The organism is Aurantimonas marianensis (genome assembly GCF_024195285.1).
Taxonomy (GTDB): Bacteria; Pseudomonadota; Alphaproteobacteria; order Rhizobiales; family Rhizobiaceae; genus Aurantimonas; species Aurantimonas marianensis.
In genome coordinates, this window is the sequence record NZ_JALHBS010000086.1 from 25,499 (window position 1) to 44,831 (window position 19,333).

Here is a 19,333-nt window from a genome sequence, read left to right on the forward strand (position 1 = left end):
GTCGGCCATCCGTTTCGCAAGGCTCCGATCAGTCGCCTATCCGTCCAGGGGCTGATATAGAACGGCAGGCCACAATAAGGGAAGAACCGACTGATGCATATGGTGATCGCTGCGAGGGGTCTGGTATTCGGCGGCGCGCTGGCGCTGCTTGCGGCTTGCTCCCCGACGAATTCCGGCGCCGATCTCGCGAGTAGCGCGGCACCGCCTGCGTCCGTAGCCGCCGCGCAGGGAACCGAGGCGCCGTATTGTCCGAATGTGAGCCTGCGCGAGGGCACCGCCATCCTCACCAAGACGGTCGGCGACGACATCGACTTTGTGGCCTCCGTGGCCGACACCACCCGCGACTGCCGGATCGTCGACCGAAAATTGCGCATGAAGATCGGCATCGCCGGAAGGGTGACGCCAGGACCGGCGGCGACGAACCGGACCGTGTCGCTGCCGATCCGGATCGCGATCCTCAATGGCGAGGACGTGATCTATTCCCGGCTCGGTCAGACCAGTGTGCCGGTCACGCGAAACGCGGGCGCGCAGACGTTCATCTATGTCGACGAGGCCATCGCGATCGACCCGGCATCGGCGCGAAGCGTGATCATCTATGCCGGCTACGACGAGGGTCCGGCGGGATAACGCGCCGCGGTCAGGCGTCTTGCCATCTCGCAAAGGCGGTGACGACCGCGGGAAAGTCCGCCAGCCGGCTGATCACCGTCTCCGCGCCGGATTCGCTCAGGGATTCGGCATGGCCGAGATGGGTGTGGCGTCCGCCGGTGAAACCGACCACGCGGCAGCCGGCGGTGCTTGCCGCCGCGACGCCATGGACGGAATCCTCGATGACGATCGCGGCGCGCGGCGACACCCCAAACGCCTCGCAGGCATGCAGAAAGACGTCCGGCGCCGGCTTGACCTTCCGGGTTCCCACTTCCGGCGCGCTGAAGATGTGTGGATGGAAATAGTCCCAGAGGCCGACATGCTCCAGCTCCAGTTCCAGCCGCTGCGATGACGAGTTCGAACAGATGCAGCGGGGCAGGGCGATGAGATCGAGCGCGGTCCGGGCCCCGGCGATCTCCTCGACGTCGCTGCCGAGCCTGCGGTCGATCTCGGCATCGATACGGGCGGAAAAATCCTCCGGAAAACGCGTGCCGGTCTCGGCGGTCAGCCGTTCCATGACCAGCGGCCAGGTGAGTCCGGCATAGCGTGTGGCGAATTCCGCGGCATCGACCTCGATGCCGTGTTCGGTCAGCATTTCGGCCTGAACCGCGGCGGCGATAATCTCCGAATCGACCAGCACGCCGTCGCAGTCGAAGATCACCAACAATGGTTCGGGCATGAAAGGCTCCGGCATATCGAAGGTTGGGTCACGCGCCCGATTCGGGAAAGCCCTAGCGGGGCCGCCGACCGGCAAGCGCCGGCTCCGTTACCACGGGCCGCCGAAACGACAAAGTCCGGGTTTCATCGATTGTTTACGCCGTTCGGTAACCATGAGCGCGGTTTGATGTTTCTGCGTAACCGGTGGTGAAGATGATAAGCAAGCGTTCCGCGTCCCTGGCGACTGTGCGGGTCGAGCAGCCCGACTGGCTCGATCGAATCCACCAGGGGCACTGTGTCGCCCGCATGGAGGCGCTGCCGGCGGACTCGATCGACGTCATCTTCGCCGATCCGCCCTACAATCTGCAATTGGGCGGCGACCTGCACCGCCCCGACCAGTCGAAGGTCGACGCGGTCGACGATGCCTGGGATCAGTTCGAGAGTTTTCAGGCCTATGACGCCTTCACCCGGGCCTGGCTGCTCGCCGCGCGCCGGGTGCTGAAGCCGAACGGCACGATCTGGGTGATCGGCTCCTACCACAACATCTTCCGCGTCGGCGCCTCGATGCAGGATCTCGGCTACTGGATGCTCAACGACGTGGTGTGGCGCAAGACCAACCCGATGCCGAATTTCCGCGGCCGGCGCTTCCAGAATGCCCACGAGACGATGATCTGGGCGTCCCGTGACGCCGACGCGAAGGGCTACACCTTCAACTATGACGCCCTGAAGGCGTCCAACGACGACGTGCAGATGCGCTCCGACTGGCTGTTTCCGATCTGCTCGGGAGCGGAGCGGCTGAAGGACGAGGCGGGCCGCAAGGCCCATCCGACGCAAAAGCCAGAGGCGCTGCTGGCGCGGGTCATTCTCGCCTCGACGAAGCCCGGCGATGTCGTCCTCGATCCGTTTTTCGGCACTGGCACCACGGGCGCCGTCGCCAAGCGGCTGGGGCGTCATTTCGTCGGCATCGAGCGCGAGGACGCTTACATCCAAGCGGCCGAGGCGCGAATCGCGGCGGTTGAACCGCTCGACGCTTCGGCGCTGAAAATGGCGGCGGGCAAACGGGCGGAGCCGCGAATTCCGTTTGCCAGCCTTCTCGAGGCCGGACTGGTCTCGCCAGGCGCGGAACTCACCGACGCGAAAGGTCGCTGGACGGCGCGGGTTCGCGCCGACGGAACCATCGCCATCGGCGAGGACGCCGCGTCGATCCACCGGATCGGGGCGAAGGTTCAAGGCCTCGACGCCTGCAATGGCTGGACGTTCTGGCATGTGCGTTCGGGCGAATCGCTGACCCCGATCGACGCGTTGCGACAGCGCATCCGCGACGCGCTTGGCGCCGTCAGCGCATGAGGCCAATTAGCCCGCCGGGGCCGACCTCGAAGGGACCGGCAGGCCGAGGGTGGCGAGTTCCTGGCAGAGCAGCTCGCCATCCGTGAAATGGATCGCCTGCCAGCCGGCCTGGCGGGCGCCGTCTACATTCGGCGCGCTGTCGTCGATGAAGACCGTTCTCACCGGGTCGAGGTCGAAGCGCGCCGCGTGGTGGTCGTAGATCGCGCGGTCCGGCTTGATCAGCGCGATATCGCCGGAGACGGTAACCCCCCTTGTTTCCGTCAGGAATGGGAATTTCTCTTGCGCCTCGCGGAACGTGTCCGAGGCGAAATTGGTCAGCAGCGTCACGTCGACGCCGTCCGCGATAAGGCCGCGCAGGATTGCAACGCTGCCCTCATAGGCATGCGGCACCATTTGACGCCAGTCGCGGCGGAAGGCGCGGATCTCTTCCGCCCACTCGGGATGACGTGCGATCGCTTCGGCTTCCGCCTCCGGCCATGGCCGGCCGCGATCCTGTTCCAGGTTCCACTCGTGCGAGCAGACTTCGCCGAGGAAGAACGCCCGGCGGTCGTCGTCGGGAATGATCTGGCGAAACGGAATGTGGGGATCGTAATGGATCAGCACCTTGCCGATGTCGAAAACGACGTGCGCGACGGTCATCCGGCCCTCTTTCGTGGTTGCGCCTTTGGTGATTGTCGCGGTTCGGCCGGATCGGCAAGCGCACGGTCGAGCACTTTGCGCATCAGGGTCGGCAGCGCCTCGCCGCCCCGCGCGGCCTCGTTTGACCACCATCCGGCAATGGGCGGCTCCTGCGTCAGTTCGGCCCGGTAGACTTCCAGTTCCAGCCGGAAATGCGTGAAGCCGTGCGTGACGGCGCCCTGGTATCGCCAATTCGCCGCGAAGGGCGCGGCCTCGGCGCCGGTTGCTCCATCGGCGCGCGCACTCCATTCCGTCGTCGGCGGTTCGCTCATGCCGCCGAGCATGCCGCTCCGGGCGCGTCGGCGCAGCCAGATCGCGCCGTCCGCCGGCCGCACCGCGACGAAGGCCGCGCCCTTGCGCTCCGGCGGGGCCGCCTTGGGCTTTTTAACCGGAAATTGCGCCGCGCGACCTTGGGTCGCCGCCCGGCAATGGACGCGGAGGGGGCAAAGGATGCAGGCGGGGCCCGTCGGCGTGCAGACGGTGGCGCCGAGATCCATCATGGCCTGCGCGAAATCACCGGGGCGCGAATCCGGCGTCAGCGCCGCGACGTGGGCGCGGATCGTTTTCCTCGCCCCCGGTAGCGGCGCCTCGATCGCGAACAGTCGCGTGACGACCCGTTCGACATTGCCGTCGACCACGGCTACCGGCTCGTCGAAGGCGATCGCCGCGATCGCGGCGGACGTGTACTCGCCGATGCCGGGCAGCGCTCTGAGTTCGGCGGCGGTCCGCGGAAAACAGCCATCGAAGTCGTCAGTGACGGTCTTGGCGCAGGCGTGAAGATTGCGGGCGCGTGCGTAATAGCCAAGGCCTGCCCATTCGCCGAGTATATCCGTTTCCGGGGCGGCGGCGACGGCCCCGACCGTCGGCCAGCGATCGACGAAGCGGGCGAAATAGGATTTTACCGTGGCGACCGTGGTTTGCTGCAGCATGACCTCGGATAGCCAGATGCGGTAGGGCTCCGGCGGAGTTCCCGCCGTCCGGCTCTCCGGCGAAACGCGCCACGGCAATGCGCGGGCGTGACGGTCGTACCAGAATAGAAGCGGCCCGGCCACCGAAGGGACGGGAGCGGCCGAGAGGGGTTGCTGTTCGGGCTGGAGCATCGACTGAGCTTGCCTTGACTTTGCCTGATGTTCGCGCAATCGACACCCGAAACGAGGGACCGGCGGCCCGTCCGCGAAAGAGTTGTCTTGAAGATCAATTACTACGTCATCAATCTGGATCGGTCTCCGGAACGCCTTGCGGCGATCGGTGCCGACGCCGCCGCGATCGGCATCGACCTGATACGGGTGAAGGCGGTCGATGGGAAGACCGTGGCGCCGGAGGCGCGCGACATCCTCGACGAGCCGGGGTTCCGCCGGCTCCACGGCAAGATTCCGATGGACGGCGAATATGGCTGCTATCAAAGCCATATCGATGTCTTCGACGCCTTCCTGGCGAGCGAAGCCGACATCGCGGTGATTCTCGAGGACGATGTGCGGCTGACGCCCGCGCTCCTGCCGGCGCTCGAACGGATCGTCGCCGTGGATGATTGGGACGTGGTTAAACTGATGCACCATCGCCTGCCGGCGTTCCGCGCCCATCGTTCGATCGGGGGCGGTTGCCGGCTGGGGACGTCGCTGTTCGGCCCGACCGGCAGCTCGGCCGCCTATCTGGTCAATCGGCAGGGCGCGAAGGCGCTGCGGCAGCGGCTCGTTCCGATGCGGCTTCCCTATGATGTGGCGCTGGAACGCGGCTGGGCGCTCGGCGTCAGGGTTCGCCACGTCAAACCGGATTTGGTTGCCGGCAATCCGCTTACCGAGCGGAGCTTGATCGGCGGACGCAAGAAATACGCGGCGATGCGGCTGGCGCCGTGGCGGCGTTTGACCACCTTGCTCTTTCGGACCGCGGAAGCGCTGAGACGGGCGCGTTCCGGCCTTGTGACGCGGCGCGTTCGATGATCAAGCGATGGCTACTGGCGCGACGGTCCTTCGATGCGCCGCTCCTGGCCCTGGCGATCGCCTTGCTGGCGATCGGCAATCCCATCGCCAAGGGGACGTTTCTGTTCTTCGGCCTGATCGGGGCGAACCTGGCGTTTGCCCGGCATCGGACCTGGCGCTATGCGGACACGGCCTTCTGCGCGGCGATCGTCGCCTATGCGAGCTGGTCGATCGGGCTGATGGTGTTCCGGAACGAACCCGTGGCCGGCAACCGCATGTTCTCCTACAGTCTCATCATGCTCGGCTTCGCCTTTCTGCCTCTGTCGATCAGCCTGGTTCGGGAACCGTTGGACGCGCTGATCCTCGGCTCGCGCGCGGCCATCCTGGGGGTCTTGGCACTGCTTCCCTTCGACCCGATGATCACCGGCCGGTTCGATCTCGGCGGCAACGCCGCGATCCTCGCGTTTCTGAGCGCGACGGCCGGTCTTGCCGCCCGGCTGAACGCTCGACGTCCAGCCACGCTTCTTCCCAACAGCCGGCTCTGGTTCTATCTTTCCTTCGTGCCAGTCCTTTTATCGGGCACCCGCGCGGCGTGGTTCGTGTACCTTTTGGTCGCGCTGCTCGACGGACTGGCGTTGATACGACATTGGCGGAAAATTCCGTTCCGGCGTTCGCTGGCGCTTTTGACCGCCGCAGTGGTGATCGTGGCGGCGGTCCCCGTTGCTTCGGTTGTCAACCAGCGCATCAGCGCGGCTATGATCGAACTGGAGCAGATGAAGGCGTTGGGCGTCGGGATCGGATCGATGGACATCCGCATGGTCATGTGGACAGGAGCTATCCAGGTCATCTCCGAAAATCCGATCGTGGGCGTCGGTGGAATGGAGCGAATGGATGCGGTCGCCGCGGCGGTCTCGGCTGCGGACGCGGCCTTCGTCGCCTCCTTCACGCATTTGCACAACCTGTTCGTCGACGAGGCGGCGTCCAACGGTCTCGTCGGGCTGGCGCTGCTCATGTCGATCTTCGCGGTCTTCCTCGTCCGCGTCACGCGATGTTCGCCCGGCCATCTCGTGCCGGAGACCTCCTATGCCTTCGTCTTTCTGGTCGTCACCTTCGGATCGTTCCACGGTGTCCTCCTGAACGAGTGGATGATCCTGTCGATCTTTTCCTTCATGACCCTCATCCTTGTCGCGATCCGCCGGGACGCGTTCCGGGCGCGGTATGGGAGCAGCCATGCAGGAGCCGGAGGGTGAGACGGCCCCGGGCGCCCTCGCCGGTTCCGCTCGCCGATCTCATCGGCGGCCTGATGGATCCGATCCTGAGGCGCAAGGCGGGCATGACGAGCGGCCTCGTCACCGCCTGGTCCGAGATCGCCGGCCCTCGCTTGCAGGACATGACGCGACCGGAAAAGCTGGTCTGGCCGGCCCGGCGACCCGATGCCGACGCCTTCGAACCGGCGACGCTCGTGGTCGCCTGCGAGGCGGCCGCGGCCCTGCGTCTACAGCATCAGACCAGCGAATTGATCGCCCGGGTGAACGCGTTTTTCGGTTTCGCGGCCGTCGAGCGCATCAAGATCGTGCAAAAAGCCGTCCGGCAGGCGCGTCCGAACCGCAGGCCCAAGCTGCGCGAACTCGGCCCCGGCGATTACAGCCGCATCGACGACATGGTCGCGCGCATCGAGGATCCGAAGCTTCGGGACGCCTTGCGGGCCTTTGCCGAGACGACAATACGGCGCAATGATGGATGATGGGTCTTTGCGACGCCACGTTGCCCGTTCATGAAGAGTTCATTGGAAAAACCGCAAATCTTCCATAGATCGCAAAGACTGACGCCACCCTATTCTCAAAGGTTCCGATCGATGACGAGCATGTTTTCCACCGCATCCCGCCGCCCGCTGGCTTTCAAGATCGCCGCGCTTCTCGCCAGTGCCGGGCTTGTGGCGGGCACCGGAGGCCTGGCTCATGCCGCCGGCGCCTCCGCCGAGCCGGCCAAGGAAATCCGGATCGCGCAGGCCGAGACCGCCCCTGCCACTCCCCCGGCGTCGGCTGTCGAGGCGCCGCCGTCCTTGGGCTCCGTCGACGTCGACGACCTGATGGCCGAAGGGCCTCTGCCGGATATCGTCGTCGGCGACCCAGAGGCGCCGGTCACCATCGTCGAATATGCGTCGATGACCTGCGGATATTGCGCGGCTTTTCATGTGAATTCCTACCCGCAGATCAAGAAGGATTTCATCGATACCGGCAAGGCCAAGCTGATTCTTCGCGAATTCCCGTTCGATCCGCGCGCGCTGGCGGCCGCCATGCTGGCGCGGTGCACCGGCGATGACGCCAAACGCACCGCGATGGTCGACGTTTTGATGAAGCAGCAGGACGAATGGGCCCGGGCGGAAAACGCCTCCGCGGCACTGCTCAAATTCGCCAAGCTGGCCGGGATGAGCCAGGATGACTTCACCGCGTGTCTCAACGACAAGGAATTGCGGCAGAAGGTCGTTGAAACCCAGGAGCGCGGCCAGAACGAGTTCGGCGTGAACGCCACGCCCACCTTTTTCGTCAATGGCGACAAATATTCCGGCGCGCTTGGGCCGGAGGAGATGGCGGCGGTGATCGAGTCGCATCTGTAACAGCCGCGATCCATCGCATTGCGGATACCTGTTCTCAATGGAGCCGGTATCCGCCGATCGACCGAGTCGGGTTTCTGCATTGCAGCAATTGGCGCGTCGGCGAGTTTCTTCTAGAGGTGGGCGGGGTTTCCGGCGGAAGGCCCGACTCACCGGGGAGACGGTCGGCGGCATTCAATGTCCAAACGGATATTCACCTTCAGGCGCGGAGCGGCCGATCGCACGGCCGACGCCGCCGAAGCGCTGGGGCTGAAGGGCGCCAACCTGGCGCTGCTGGCTTCTCTCGATGTGCCCGTCCCTCCAGGCTTCACCATCGCGACCTCGGTCTGGCGCGAGGCGCAAGGGGCCGAGGGCGGTTTACCGCAGGCGTTGCGGGCTGAACTGAGGGCGGCGATCGAGTGGCTCGAAAGCGTCACCGGCCGCCGCTTCGACGGCGATCGACGACCCTTGCTTCTGGCTGTGCGCAGCAGCGCCCGGGTGCAGATGCCGGGCGTGGCCGAGACGGTCCTCGACATCGGTCTCAACGACCGGACCGTCGAGGGTCTGGCCAGCGAGCTCAGCGACCCCGCCTTCGCCTATCGCAGCTACCGCCGCTTCATCGAAAGCTACGCCGCGCTCGTCTTCGACGCCGATCCGTCCCAGTTCGAGGAGATCGCGGACGAGGAACGCGAGCGCGCGGGCTGGATCGTCGAGCCGGAAACGCCCGTCGATTGGCGGGCGCTCGTCGCGCGTTACCAGGACCACCTGGACAGCGAGATGGGTGCCGTGCTGCCGCAAACCCCGCTTGAGCAACTCTTCAGCGTCATCACCGCGAGCTATGCAAGCTGGCGCAATCCGCTCGCTGTGGCGCACCGACTGATCCAGGGCATTCCCGAAAATGCCGGTCTGGCCGTTACCGTGCACGCGATGATCTTCAACGAGCGCAATTATCACTCCGGGACCGGACGCGCGGTCTCGCGCGACCTGCGCAGCGGGCAATCGCGGCTGTCGGGAGAATTCGGATTCGGCGCCCGCGGCTCCAGCGCCATCGGCGAGAAACCGCCGGTCCTCGACATGGCGGAACTGGCGACCGGCGCATGTCGCGAGTTTCCGGCCGACTTGAGCGAGCTGACCCGCCACGTTCGCCGCATCGAAGCCCATGCCGGCGATGCGGTGGAAGTCGATTTCATGGTCGGGGACGGCGAATTGTTCCTGATGCAGTCGCGGATCGCCCGGCGGACCGCGCCGGAGGCGATCCGCGTCGCGGTCGAACTCGTCAAGGAGGGGCTGATCGAGGAATCGGAAGCGATTCTGCGTATCGACCCGGCGTCGCTGGATCAATTGCTTCACCCGACCATCGAGCGCTCGGCCGATTTCGTCGTGCTTGGACGCGGCATGCCGGCCTCGCCGGGCGCGGCGACGGGCGAGATCGTGTTCACCTCCGAGCGGGCTCAGGCGCTGGCCAACGAAAATCGCCCGGTGATCCTGGTGCGAAACGAAACCTACCCGGAAGACATCCACGGCATGCACGTCGCCGATGGCGTCCTGACCATTCGTGGCGGAACGACCAGTCATGCGGCGGTGGTCGCCCGGGGCATCGGCAAACCGTGTGTGACAGGCGTCGGGTCGCTGCGCATCAACGCCGAGCGAAAGACGCTCCATGCCGCTGGCCGGGTGCTTAAGGAAGGCGACCGGATCACCATCGATGGCTCCATCGGCGATGTGATCGAGGGAGCGGTGCCTCTGGTCCGGCCCTCGCTTACCGGCGATTTCGCGACGCTTATGGAGTTCGCCGATCGGGCGCGGCGCATGCGGGTGCGGGCCAATGCCGATACGCCGATCGAGGCCCGCTCTGCCCGCTCGTTCGGCGCCGAGGGCATCGGCTTGTGCCGGACCGAGCATATGTTCTTCGAGGGCGATCGCGTCCGCGCGATGCGCGAGATGATCCTGTCGTCGGACGAGGCCGGGCGGCGGACAGCGCTCGAAAAGCTTCTTCCGATCCAGCGCTCCGATTTTATCGAGCTGTTCGAGATCATGGCGGGATTGCCGGTAACCATCCGCCTGCTCGATCCGCCGCTGCACGAGTTTCTGCCCAAGAGCGATGCGGAGATCACCGAGACGGCGGCGATGCTCGGCGTCGACGAGGCCGTCGTGAAGCACCGGATCGCCGCGCTTGAGGAATTCAACCCGATGCTCGGCCATCGCGGTTGCCGCCTGGCGATCTCCTATCCCGAGATCGTCGAGACACAGGCGCGCGCGATCCTGGAAGCTGCCGTTGAGGCCGGCGAGAAGACCGGCGACGCGGTCGTTCCGGAAATCATGGTTCCTCTGATCAGCCTGCGCAAGGAGCTCGACTTCGTGAAGGAACGGGTCGACCGCGTTGCCGAACTCGTCATGGCTGAGCGCGGCTGCAGCATCAACTATCTCGTCGGCACGATGATCGAGTTGCCGCGGGCCATCGTGCGCGCCGATACGATCGCGGAGGTCGCCGAATTCTTCTCCTTCGGCACCAACGACCTGACCCAGACCGTCTACGGCATATCGCGCGACGACGCCGGCAATTTCCTCTCGACCTATGTGCGCCAGGGGATCATCGAGCGCGATCCGTTCCAGACGGTCGATGTCGAAGGCGTTGGCGAGCTCATCGGTCTCGCTGTCGAGAAGGCGCGGCGCACGCGCCCGGACATCTCGCTCGGCGTATGCGGCGAGCAGGGCGGCGACCCCGCGTCGATCGCATTTTTCGAGCAGACCGGGCTCGATTACGTATCCTGTTCGCCGTTCCGCGTACCGATCGCCCGGCTTGCGGCGGCTCAGTCGGCGATCCGCGCGGGGCGCTCGCTCCGGGGCCGTGGCCGGCGTCAGGAACCGTAGTAGAAGTAGATCGCGATACAGGTCGTGATGCCGACCACGATGTTCATCGGCGCGCCGATCTTGACGAAGTCGAAGAACCGGTAGTTGCCGGCGGTATAGACCAGCGTGTTGGTCTGGTATCCGATCGGTGTGGCGAAGGAGGCGGAGGCGCCGAACATCACGGCGACGACGGCCGCCCTCGGATCGAGTCCGAGCGCCGCGGCCAGGCTGATCGCGATCGGCGTTACCACCACCGCGACCGCGTTGTTGGTGACGATCTCGGTCAGCACCGACGAGATCGCATAGATGCTGAGCAGGACGATGAAGGGCGAGGCATCGCGCAGGAGCGGCTCGATCATGCCGACCAGGAGGTCGACGGCGCCCGCATTCTGCATTCCGAGACCGATCGCCAGCATGGCGAAAATCAGGATGAGGATGTCACCGCGGATCGAGCGCCAGGCCTCGTCGGCGTCGATCACCCGCACCAGGAGCAGGGCGGCGATGGCGATGAAGGCCAGCATCTGGATGCTCGCAAGCCCGTAGGCGGCGACCCCGACGACGGCGATAAGCGCGCCGATAGCCAAGGGTGCCTTGCGCCGGCGGAACGGCCTGGCTTCGCTGACGCCGACACCGATCAGGTCGTTGGCCTCGGCGATGCGGGCCAGCGCTTCCGGGCGTCCTTCGAGCAGCAGTCGGTCGGCTGGCCGCAATTTGGTGTCGAGGAGGGTCGGTCCTGGCACGTGTCGATGGCGCTGGACGCCGAGAACCGCGACGCCGGACCCCGAGATGCCGGTCAGTTCGGAGATGCGGCGGCCGATGCCGCGCCGATGCGGCGCGACGGTTGCTTCGACGACGACCCGCTCCTCATCCTTGGTCACCGTGGGCGCGACCCGGGCAATGCGGAAATTCGGGCTCGCATGAAGCGTCAAGAGTTCTTCGGCCGTCGCGAACAGCACGATGCGATCACCCTTGCGTATCTCCGCCTCGCCGATGTCGCGGCGAAGCGTTTCCGGACCGCGCAGGATGGCGATCGGACGAACGCCCCTGGCCGAAAACGAGGCGGCGTCCTTCATTTGTTTGCCGATCGAACTCGCCCCGTCTCGTACGACGATCTCGCTGAGATAAAGATTGCTTGTGTCGTCTCCCAGGACGTCCTCGGCCGAACTGCGGTCGGGCAACAGGAACCGTCCGACGATCAGGAGGTAGATAATCCCGGTAATCGACGCGACGATACCGATCGGGGTGATCTCGAAGATAGAAAACCGCTCCATCCCCTGGCCGCGCGCGACACCGTCCACCAGAAGATTGGTCGACGTGCCGATCAGCGACAGGGTGCCGCCGAGAATGGTCAGGAACGAAAGTGGGATCAGCAGCCGCGTCGATGCGACGCCTAGTTTCTTGGCGACCTCCATCATGATCGGGATGAACACGATCACCACCGGCGTATTGTTCATGAAGGCGGAGGCGACCATCACGCCGAGACCCGTAACGGCAAGGGTCATGAGCGGATGTCGCTCGACGGTGGCGACAAGCCAGCCGGCCGCCCCCTCCAGCGTGCCGGTTCGCACCAAGGCGCCCGACAGCACGAACATCGCGGCGATGGTGATCGGCGCGGGATTGGAAAACACCGAGGCGAACTCGTCCGCGTCCAGATAGCCGAGCACCAGGAAGCTCACGGCGCCACCGACCGCGGTCACCTCCGGCGGATAGAGTTCGAGCGCGAAGGCCACGAAAACGACGCCTATCACTGCCAGTGCAATGTAGGAGGAATAGTCCGTGAGGAAGGCGTTCATGAAATTCCGTCGGCGAGGTCCCGGCAGAAATCAGAACTGCGACGAGCGCGAGGTTTGACAAGCCCGCCGCGCCTATCGCGCCAGATAAAAGATCGATTATTCGGCAAGTGGTCCCGGCGCGGTCCGAATTCGGCCGGCGCGGCGTCCTTGGTCGAAGCGGCCGGCCCCATCCATGCCTTGTCCGGCCGCCATCGGACTGCCGCCCGTCAGGCCGAGCCCTCGGTTTCCATGCCGCCGAAGGGCATGGCGTCGCGGATGCGGGTCAGAACGCCGACGAAGGCGCGGGCAAATCCGTAAAAGCGCTCGCCGACCTCCTCGCGATCCGGAATACGGATGCTGTCGCCGGCCTCGTTCAATATCGCGAACAAAATGTCATCGCGCTGGGGACCGGCCACCCGGATCGCGGCAATGCGGGATGCGTCCTCGACGGAGCCGTCCGCTGGCATGTCGAAAAGGAAATCCCCGCCGACCACGGCGGCCGCCGAACGCACGCATTCCTGAAAGGAGATCCGTGTCGGATCCTGCATGTTCAGGGCAAGTTCGAACTTGACCGCGCCCTGAACCTCCGCCCCGGCCTCCGCGCCGATCGCCGCCTGTGCGTCCGCCTGCATCCCAATCGCTCCCGGTACCGACCTCGGCCTGGATCGAAATCTGACTCCGGCAAGCGGCCGAACTGTGGCGGCCTCTCGCTTGCGGTGTCTGGACAAACGCCAGGCCGTTGCCGACATTGGCGGCGCGAACGGGAACCGTCAGGGACCCTCGACGCCGGGGAGGAACATAGATGCAGGGTTTGATGCAGCAATGGCCGCTGCTTTGCTCGAAGGTGATCGACCACGCCGCGACCTATCACCCGCGCCGTGAAATTGTCACGCGCTCGGTCGAGGGGCCGATCCACCGCACCAATTATCGCGAAGTCCGGGCGCGTTCCCTGCAACTCGCCCAGCGACTGGAGAGCGAGGGCGTCAAGCTCGGCGACCGCATCGCCACCCTGGCCTGGAACACCTGGCGTCATCTCGAATGCTGGTATGGCATCCTTGGCATCGGCGCGATCTATCACACGCTGAACCCGAGGCTTTTCCCCGATCAGATCGCCTGGATCATGAACGATGCCGAGGATCGCCTGGTCTTCGTCGATTTGACCTTCATGCCCATCATCGAGGCGATCGCGCCGAAGGTTCCGAGCCTGGAAAAGATCATCGTTCTGACCGACGCCGCCCATATGCCCGAGACGAATCTGGCCAACGTGGTCTGCTACGAGGAATGGCTTGCCGAGGCGGACGGCGACTTTGCCTGGAAGGAATTCGACGAAACCACCGCGGCGGGCATGTGCTATACGTCGGGTACGACCGGTAATCCCAAGGGCGTGCTTTATTCCCATCGCTCGAACGTCCTGCACTCGATGATGGCGCAACAGCCCGATGCGATGGGCCTGTCCTCGCGCGACAGGCTGCTGCCGATCGTGCCGCTGTTTCACGCCAATGGCTGGGGACTCGCGCTGACCTGCCCGATGGCAGGGGCCGCCATGGTGATGCCCGGGGCGAAGATGGACGGCGCCTCGGTTTTCGAATTGCTCACCCGGGAAAAGGTCACCTTCAGCGCCGCCGTTCCCACCGTCTGGCTCATGCTGTTGCAGCATCTGGAGAATGAGGGTGGCGAACTGCCCACCCTCGAGAGAGTGGTCATCGGCGGCGCGGCCTGTCCGCGGGCCGTGACGCAGAAATTCCAGGACAATTACGGGGTCCAGGTCATCCATGCCTGGGGCATGACCGAAATGAGTCCGCTCGGCAGCCTGTGCACCATCAAGCCGGAATATGCCGATCTTGAGGGCGAAGCGCTGCTCGATCTCGAACAGAAGCAGGGTCACCCGCCCTTCGGCGTCGAAATGAAGGTCACCGACGATGCCAATGTCGAGCGGCCGTGGGACGGCAAGACCTTCGGCCGTCTCAAGGTGCGCGGCCCATCGGTCGCCAGCAGTTACTACAAGAACACCGGTCCCGAAGCGTTCGACGCCGAGGGGTGGTTCGACACCGGCGACGTCGCCCATATGGACGAGCACGGCTACATGCAGATCACCGACCGTGCCAAGGATGTCATCAAGTCGGGCGGCGAATGGATCTCGACGATCGACCTGGAAAATCTCGCCGTCGGCCATCCCGATGTGGCGGAAGCCGCGGTGATCGGCCTCGCCCATCCCAAATGGGACGAGCGGCCGCTGCTCATCATCGTCCGCAAGGAAGGCCGGGAGCCTTCCAAAGAGGACATTCTCGGCTTTTTGAACGGTAAGATCGCCAAATGGTGGATGCCGGACGACGTCGCCTTCGTGGCGGAAATTCCCCATACGGCCACTGGCAAGATCCAGAAGACGGCGCTGAGGGATCAGTTTCGTGACTATCGCCTGCCCACCGCCTGATATATCCGCGACCCGGACAGACAGGGTCGTTGCATTTGAGGATCGCCGATGAGTTCCATCTATGGACGCCTGCCGGTTTCCGGGCACTACCTGCGCAAGCGATTGCGGTTGGCGGGGTTCGCTCGCAAGCTGGCGGCCTTCGCGCTGATCCTGCTGATGACCACGCTCGTCATCTACAGGCTCGGGGCGATCCTGCCGCAGGCCTTGATCGGTCTTCTCCTCTTGACCGCCGCCGCCGCTGCGCTGGCGCTGCTGATCTCCCTGTACGGGCTCCTACGCGCCTGGTTCCAGGGCGTCGCCGGCGGCGGCGCGGCGCTCGGCGCCTTTGTTCTGGCCAGCATCGGACTCTCTCCCTTTGCCTACACGGCCTATCTCGCGGCCGTAAATCCCAGGACCAATGCCGCCTATACCGACGGCATGGATCCCGATGGCGCCGCCATGGTGACCGTGGTGCAAACACCGGCCGACGCGCCGGTTACGGTCGCGCCGGAAACGGCCCTGGCGGAGCCGAGCGTCGTCCCGGGACGGCGATTCGTCGCCGCCGCGCCGCGGGTTTACGCCGCCGCGCGTATCGTGCTGGACGATCTTGGCTGGCAGGTCGGCGGGGTTGTCGCCGAAGGCCCGGCCGCTGCCGTCGCCGCTACCCCGGGCTTGGCCGGCGGTGACCTTGGCGTCAGCGGGGCAGGCGACATCCCGATTCCGACGGCGCGCGCGGAAATCGACGCCGCGGCCGCTTCCGACCCACTCGACCGGCCGGATAGCGAACGATACCGGATCAGCGCCGTCGCCCGCGATCTTCTCTTCGCCCTGCCGAGCGACATCAGCATCCGGATCATCCAGGATGGCGACGAAAGCTTCGTCGATCTGCAGTCTGTATCGCGCTCGATCGATATCGATTTCGGTCAGAACCGCCGCTTCATCGAGCGGTTTCTCGAAAATATGGACACCGCGATGGCCGGACTGGAGACGGTCGAGACCGGGAACTGAACCCGTCGTTCCCGGCGCGGCCCGTCGCCGTCACGCCGGCTCGTAGCGGGCACCGAGCGTCGGCGGCCCGTCGGCCGACACCAGTCCGCGCTCCGCCAGGTCTTCCAGATGAGCCAGCACGGACAATCCGGCGGCGCCGTGCAGTTTCGGATCGGTGGCGCGATAGATCGCCGCGACGATCGCGGGGATCGTCCGATCGCCCGCGCGTAGCCGCGTCAAAATCGCGTTCTCGCGCATCCGGCGATGGCCGATGAGAGCCCGCACGAAGGCCTTCGGCCGTTCGACAGCGCCACCATGGCCGGGCAAATAGCGCGAATCGTCGCGATTCAGCAGCCGATCGAGCGAGTTCATGTAGTCTCGCATGGCGCCGTCCGGCGGCGCGACGATCGTCGTCGACCAGGCCATGACGTGATCGCCGGACAGCACCGTCCCATCGTCGCCGACCGCGAAGGCCAGATGGTTGGCGCAATGGCCGGGGGTGGCGATCACGGTCAGGGTCGTGCCGCCGAGGACCAGCGTCTCGTCATCCGACAGCATCCGTTCGAAGACGAGGGATGCATCGCCGGCGGCCTCGATCCATGAGGCTTCGCCGGCGAGCAGCGGGCGCATCGGGCGGTGCGGCCCGCCGCCGAGAAGCGGCGCGCCGGTGACGTCCTTCAGCCGGGCGACCAGGCCGGTGTGGTCGCGATGGGTGTGGGTCAACAGGATCGCATCGACCGGCCGGCCATCGATCGCGGCGAGCAGGGCATCCAGATGCGCCGTATCGTCGGGGCCGGGATCGACGACGAAGCAACGATCTTCGCCGACGACATAGCTGTTGGTGCCGTGAAAGGTGAACGGGCTCGGATTGCGCGCCGTCACCCTCCGGATGGTTTCGTCGAGCGGCACCGCCATTCCGTAGGCGGGGTCGAAATCGGCGTCGAAGTCCGTCACCGCGCCGCCCGACCCTTGCCGGTCGCCGCGCGACTCGCCGCCGCGGCCTTCGCCGAGCCGATCTGGCGGATGTCGGTGGTCCAATGCGGGGTCTTGGGGCCGATCCGATCCGCATGCGGGAATCGATGGGCGACCGGGAACTTGGCTACGCCGTCGATCGCGATCGCGGCGATCCCCTCGGCATGGTCGGAGCCGCGGACGGCGTCCCGGTCGATATCCTCGACATTGTCGAAGCCGTCATCGCCGGATTTCGGCTCGAAGGACACCCGCTCGATGGTCGCGGCCTCGTCGCATGCGCGGATGATCGGGCGGCCAGTGACGGCGGGCGCCGATACGTCCGACCAAGTCGAATCGTCGACAACACACGGCCGGTCCGGATCGAGGAAGAACAGGGCGGTCATGGTCGTCGGCCCGCGATCGAGCGGCAGGTCTGCCTGGCTTTCCGCGCTGGTCCGTTGGCGGAGTCGCGGCAACTTGTTGATTGCCATGGTGTGTCATCCGGCCGTTGTTGTTCAGGCGGTACATCGGGCGGGCTGCCGACGATGCAAGCCGTCGACGGCCATCGACGCGACACGGGACTGATTTACCGCGCGGTCGGTCGTTGCATGACGGCCGGCCAGCGGCTATAGCACGCCACCGGACGCGAAGCTTTGGGGCGTCGCCAAGTGGTAAGGCAGCGGCTTTTGGTGCCGCCATTCGCAGGTTCGAATCCTGCCGCCCCAGCCAGACCGCCCAACTCCCCCGCCAGACCGCCCAATTCATTGAATTGCCTGATCCTTTTCACCCTCATGGCCCCCACTCCAGCTTGTCGTGATCGGGAGCGAAGTGGGCTCGCGAAGAAAATGCATGTCATCTCGGCCGGGTTGCGGACTTGATCACAGCCGCAGATCCGAGGCCCCAACGGGCAGGACGTATTTGAGGTCATAGATCACGTGGTTCGGCTTGCCCAGTGCGCGCAGACCCTCCGTCCCACGGGCGCGAAAAACGTCATGGGCGACCGCGACCACAATGCCGTCATAGGCGCCCACCTGCGGCGTGGCGACGGGGGTGAGCCCGAATTCCTCGACAGCCGCCTCCGTAGCGACCCACGGATCATGCACATCGACCTGTGCGCCGTATTCACGCAATTCCGAGATCACATCGACGACGCGGGTGTTGCGCAGGTCGGGGCAGTTTTCCTTGAATGCCAGGCCCAGAATGAGAACCCGTGCGCCATCCACCTGGATTCGGCGCTTCAGCATGGCCTTGACCAGCTGTCCGGCAATATAGGCCCCCATGCCATCATTGATGCGCCGCCCGGCAAGGATGACCTGTGGATGGTATCCGATCGCCTCGGCCTTGTGGGTCAGGTAATAGGGATCTACCCCGATGCAGTGGCCGCCGACCAGACCCGGACGAAAGGGCAGAAAATTCCACTTGGTGCCGGCCGCTTTCAGCACAGCCTCGGTGTCGAGGCCCATCTTGTTGAAGATGATCGCCAACTCGTTGACCAAGGCGATATTCAGATCGCGCTGTGTATTCTCGATTACCTTGGCGGCTTCCGCGACGCGGATGTTTTCCGCCTTATAGGTGCCGGCGGTGATGATGCTGGCATAGAGACGATCGACAGCTTCGGCAACCTCATGGGTCGAACCGGAAGTCACCTTGCGAATGTCGCGTAAGCGGTGGGACTTGTCGCCGGGGTTGATCCGTTCGGGAGAGTATCCCACGAAGAAATCCCTGTTGAAGATCAATTCCGAACCGCGTTCCAACACCGGCACACATTCTTCTTCTGTGGCACCCGGGTAGACGGTGGATTCGTAGATCACGATGTCACCGCGTTTCAAAACCTTAGCCACTGTTTCGGAGGCTCGGATCAGCGGCGACAAATTCGGGCGCTTGTGCGAGTCGATCGGAGTAGGAACTGTGACGATATAAATACCCGCTGCGGAAAGATCCGCGGGGTCGCTCGTGAACGACAAAAACACAGCATCTCGAAGTTCATCACCGGATACTTCCAGTGTGCGGTCGCGCCCCGCGAGCAATGCCTCGATACGGTCTGCCTGGATGTCAAAGCCGATAACGGGGCGGGTCTTGCCAAATTCTACGGCGAGCGGAAGACCGACATAACCGAGCCCGATGATCGCGATCTTTTTTTCATGGTCCGACATTATTTTCCCGAATTTTCCCGCTGGCCGTCGACAAACCGCGCGACGCCAACGCTGAGATCCGTCTGTGGCCGATGGAAGGTCAGTGTTTTCAATGCGATATCGATGTCTGGCTCGTCCACTACAATGCCGAGCGACCAGACGTCGGAGGTCAACACAGGGGTCGACGGCCTTTCGAGGCCGTTATGTCGCTCGTAGGCCGAGAAGGTTAAGTGGACGGATTCGCTCATGTCCATCCTCTCATGCGGATCAAGGTCTTTCGGCTGCGGTGAGGAATGCGAAAGCGCATCGTCTTCTCATCGGGTTGCCCAGGACCTGCCAGGTGGCGTTGCATCGCAGACTCGACTTCACCAGCAATGTTTCCGGCACGGGGACCG

Annotated in this window: 18 protein-coding genes and 1 tRNA gene; 10 read left to right on the forward strand and 9 right to left on the reverse strand. The window is 64.9% G+C overall.

Features of this window, described 5'->3' with window-relative positions; translation table 11 throughout:
* The first annotated feature begins 93 nt into the window (after positions 1–93).
* Positions 94–627 carry a hypothetical protein gene (locus MJ956_RS13995; protein WP_253965058.1) on the forward strand — a complete coding sequence of 178 codons (534 nt, stop codon included), beginning with the start codon at positions 94–96 and terminating at the stop codon, positions 625–627.
* Positions 628–637: 10 nt separating this feature from the next.
* On the opposite strand, the gene MJ956_RS14000 is transcribed toward MJ956_RS13995, so the two are convergent.
* Positions 638–1,324 carry an HAD family hydrolase gene (locus MJ956_RS14000; protein ID WP_253965059.1) on the reverse strand — a complete coding sequence of 229 codons (687 nt, stop codon included), beginning with the start codon at positions 1,322–1,324 and terminating at the stop codon, positions 638–640.
* Between the two features lie 191 nt (positions 1,325–1,515).
* Here MJ956_RS14000 and MJ956_RS14005 point away from each other — a divergent pair, with 191 nt between their 5' ends.
* Positions 1,516–2,649: a site-specific DNA-methyltransferase gene (locus MJ956_RS14005; protein ID WP_279327041.1), complete on the forward strand. Its 1,134-nt coding sequence runs from the start codon at positions 1,516–1,518 to the stop codon at positions 2,647–2,649.
* A 6-nt stretch (positions 2,650–2,655) separates the two neighbouring features.
* On the opposite strand, the gene MJ956_RS14010 is transcribed toward MJ956_RS14005, so the two are convergent.
* Positions 2,656–3,288, reverse strand: a complete 633-nt coding sequence (locus tag MJ956_RS14010) for an HAD family hydrolase (protein ID WP_253965060.1) — start codon at positions 3,286–3,288, stop codon at positions 2,656–2,658.
* On the reverse strand, positions 3,285–4,427 hold the full coding sequence (gene mutY / locus MJ956_RS14015; RefSeq protein WP_253965061.1) for an A/G-specific adenine glycosylase: 1,143 nt from the start codon (positions 4,425–4,427) through the stop codon (positions 3,285–3,287). The genes MJ956_RS14010 and mutY overlap by 4 nt, the downstream gene beginning before the upstream one ends.
* Before the next feature lie 87 nt (positions 4,428–4,514).
* Between mutY and MJ956_RS14020 the strand changes: the two genes are divergently transcribed.
* From MJ956_RS14020 to ppdK, 5 genes are all read left to right on the forward strand, one after another.
* Positions 4,515–5,264, forward strand: a complete 750-nt coding sequence (locus MJ956_RS14020) for a glycosyltransferase family 25 protein (RefSeq protein WP_253965062.1) — start codon at positions 4,515–4,517, stop codon at positions 5,262–5,264.
* Positions 5,261–6,493 carry an O-antigen ligase family protein gene (locus tag MJ956_RS14025; RefSeq protein ID WP_253965063.1) on the forward strand — a complete coding sequence of 411 codons (1,233 nt, stop codon included), beginning with the start codon at positions 5,261–5,263 and terminating at the stop codon, positions 6,491–6,493. The genes MJ956_RS14020 and MJ956_RS14025 overlap by 4 nt, the downstream gene beginning before the upstream one ends.
* On the forward strand, positions 6,490–6,987 hold the full coding sequence (locus MJ956_RS14030) for a DUF721 domain-containing protein (RefSeq protein ID WP_253965064.1): 498 nt from the start codon (positions 6,490–6,492) through the stop codon (positions 6,985–6,987). Before MJ956_RS14025 ends, MJ956_RS14030 begins: the two co-directional genes overlap by 4 nt.
* Before the next feature lie 111 nt (positions 6,988–7,098).
* Positions 7,099–7,860 (forward strand): DsbA family protein, encoded by a 762-nt coding sequence (locus MJ956_RS14035; protein WP_253965065.1) that lies wholly within the window; start codon positions 7,099–7,101, stop codon positions 7,858–7,860.
* 174 nt (positions 7,861–8,034) lie between these two features.
* Entirely contained in the window at positions 8,035–10,707 is a 2,673-nt protein-coding gene (gene ppdK / locus MJ956_RS14040; protein ID WP_253965066.1) for a pyruvate, phosphate dikinase, read from the forward strand.
* Here the strand turns inward: ppdK and MJ956_RS14045 are convergent.
* Both MJ956_RS14045 and MJ956_RS14050 read right to left on the reverse strand, forming a co-directional pair.
* Entirely contained in the window at positions 10,695–12,479 is a 1,785-nt protein-coding gene (locus MJ956_RS14045) for an SLC13 family permease (protein ID WP_253965067.1), read from the reverse strand. The two genes, ppdK and MJ956_RS14045, sit on opposite strands and share 13 nt — an antisense overlap.
* A gap of 206 nt (positions 12,480–12,685) precedes the next feature.
* Positions 12,686–13,090: a hypothetical protein gene (locus MJ956_RS14050; protein WP_253965068.1), complete on the reverse strand. Its 405-nt coding sequence runs from the start codon at positions 13,088–13,090 to the stop codon at positions 12,686–12,688.
* 170 nt (positions 13,091–13,260) lie between these two features.
* Between MJ956_RS14050 and MJ956_RS14055 the strand changes: the two genes are divergently transcribed.
* Together MJ956_RS14055 and MJ956_RS14060 are read left to right on the forward strand one after the other, a co-directional pair.
* A complete protein-coding gene (locus tag MJ956_RS14055) occupies positions 13,261–14,889 on the forward strand; it encodes a fatty-acid--CoA ligase (RefSeq protein WP_253965069.1) in 1,629 nt (542 codons plus the stop codon).
* A 48-nt stretch (positions 14,890–14,937) separates the two neighbouring features.
* On the forward strand, positions 14,938–15,876 hold the full coding sequence (locus MJ956_RS14060; protein WP_253965070.1) for a DUF1499 domain-containing protein: 939 nt from the start codon (positions 14,938–14,940) through the stop codon (positions 15,874–15,876).
* Between the two features lie 30 nt (positions 15,877–15,906).
* On the opposite strand, the gene MJ956_RS14065 is transcribed toward MJ956_RS14060, so the two are convergent.
* Positions 15,907–16,770 (reverse strand): MBL fold metallo-hydrolase, encoded by an 864-nt coding sequence (locus tag MJ956_RS14065; protein WP_253965113.1) that lies wholly within the window; start codon positions 16,768–16,770, stop codon positions 15,907–15,909.
* A 35-nt stretch (positions 16,771–16,805) separates the two neighbouring features.
* Positions 16,806–17,297, reverse strand: coding sequence for a hypothetical protein (locus MJ956_RS14070; protein WP_253965071.1), 492 nt, complete (start codon positions 17,295–17,297; stop codon positions 16,806–16,808).
* Positions 17,298–17,460: 163 nt separating this feature from the next.
* Here MJ956_RS14070 and MJ956_RS14075 point away from each other — a divergent pair.
* Positions 17,461–17,535: transfer RNA gene (locus tag MJ956_RS14075), tRNA-Gln, on the forward strand.
* Between the two features lie 149 nt (positions 17,536–17,684).
* Here MJ956_RS14075 and tviB read toward each other — a convergent pair.
* Both tviB and MJ956_RS19025 read right to left on the reverse strand, forming a co-directional pair.
* The gene (gene tviB / locus MJ956_RS14080) at positions 17,685–18,959 is read right to left on the reverse strand and encodes a Vi polysaccharide biosynthesis UDP-N-acetylglucosamine C-6 dehydrogenase TviB (RefSeq protein ID WP_253965072.1); all 1,275 of its coding nucleotides are present in this window, start codon (positions 18,957–18,959) and stop codon (positions 17,685–17,687) included.
* Positions 18,959–19,186 carry a hypothetical protein gene (locus MJ956_RS19025; RefSeq protein WP_423724878.1) on the reverse strand — a complete coding sequence of 76 codons (228 nt, stop codon included), beginning with the start codon at positions 19,184–19,186 and terminating at the stop codon, positions 18,959–18,961. Before MJ956_RS19025 ends, tviB begins: the two co-directional genes overlap by 1 nt.
* Positions 19,187–19,333 lie beyond the last annotated feature (147 nt).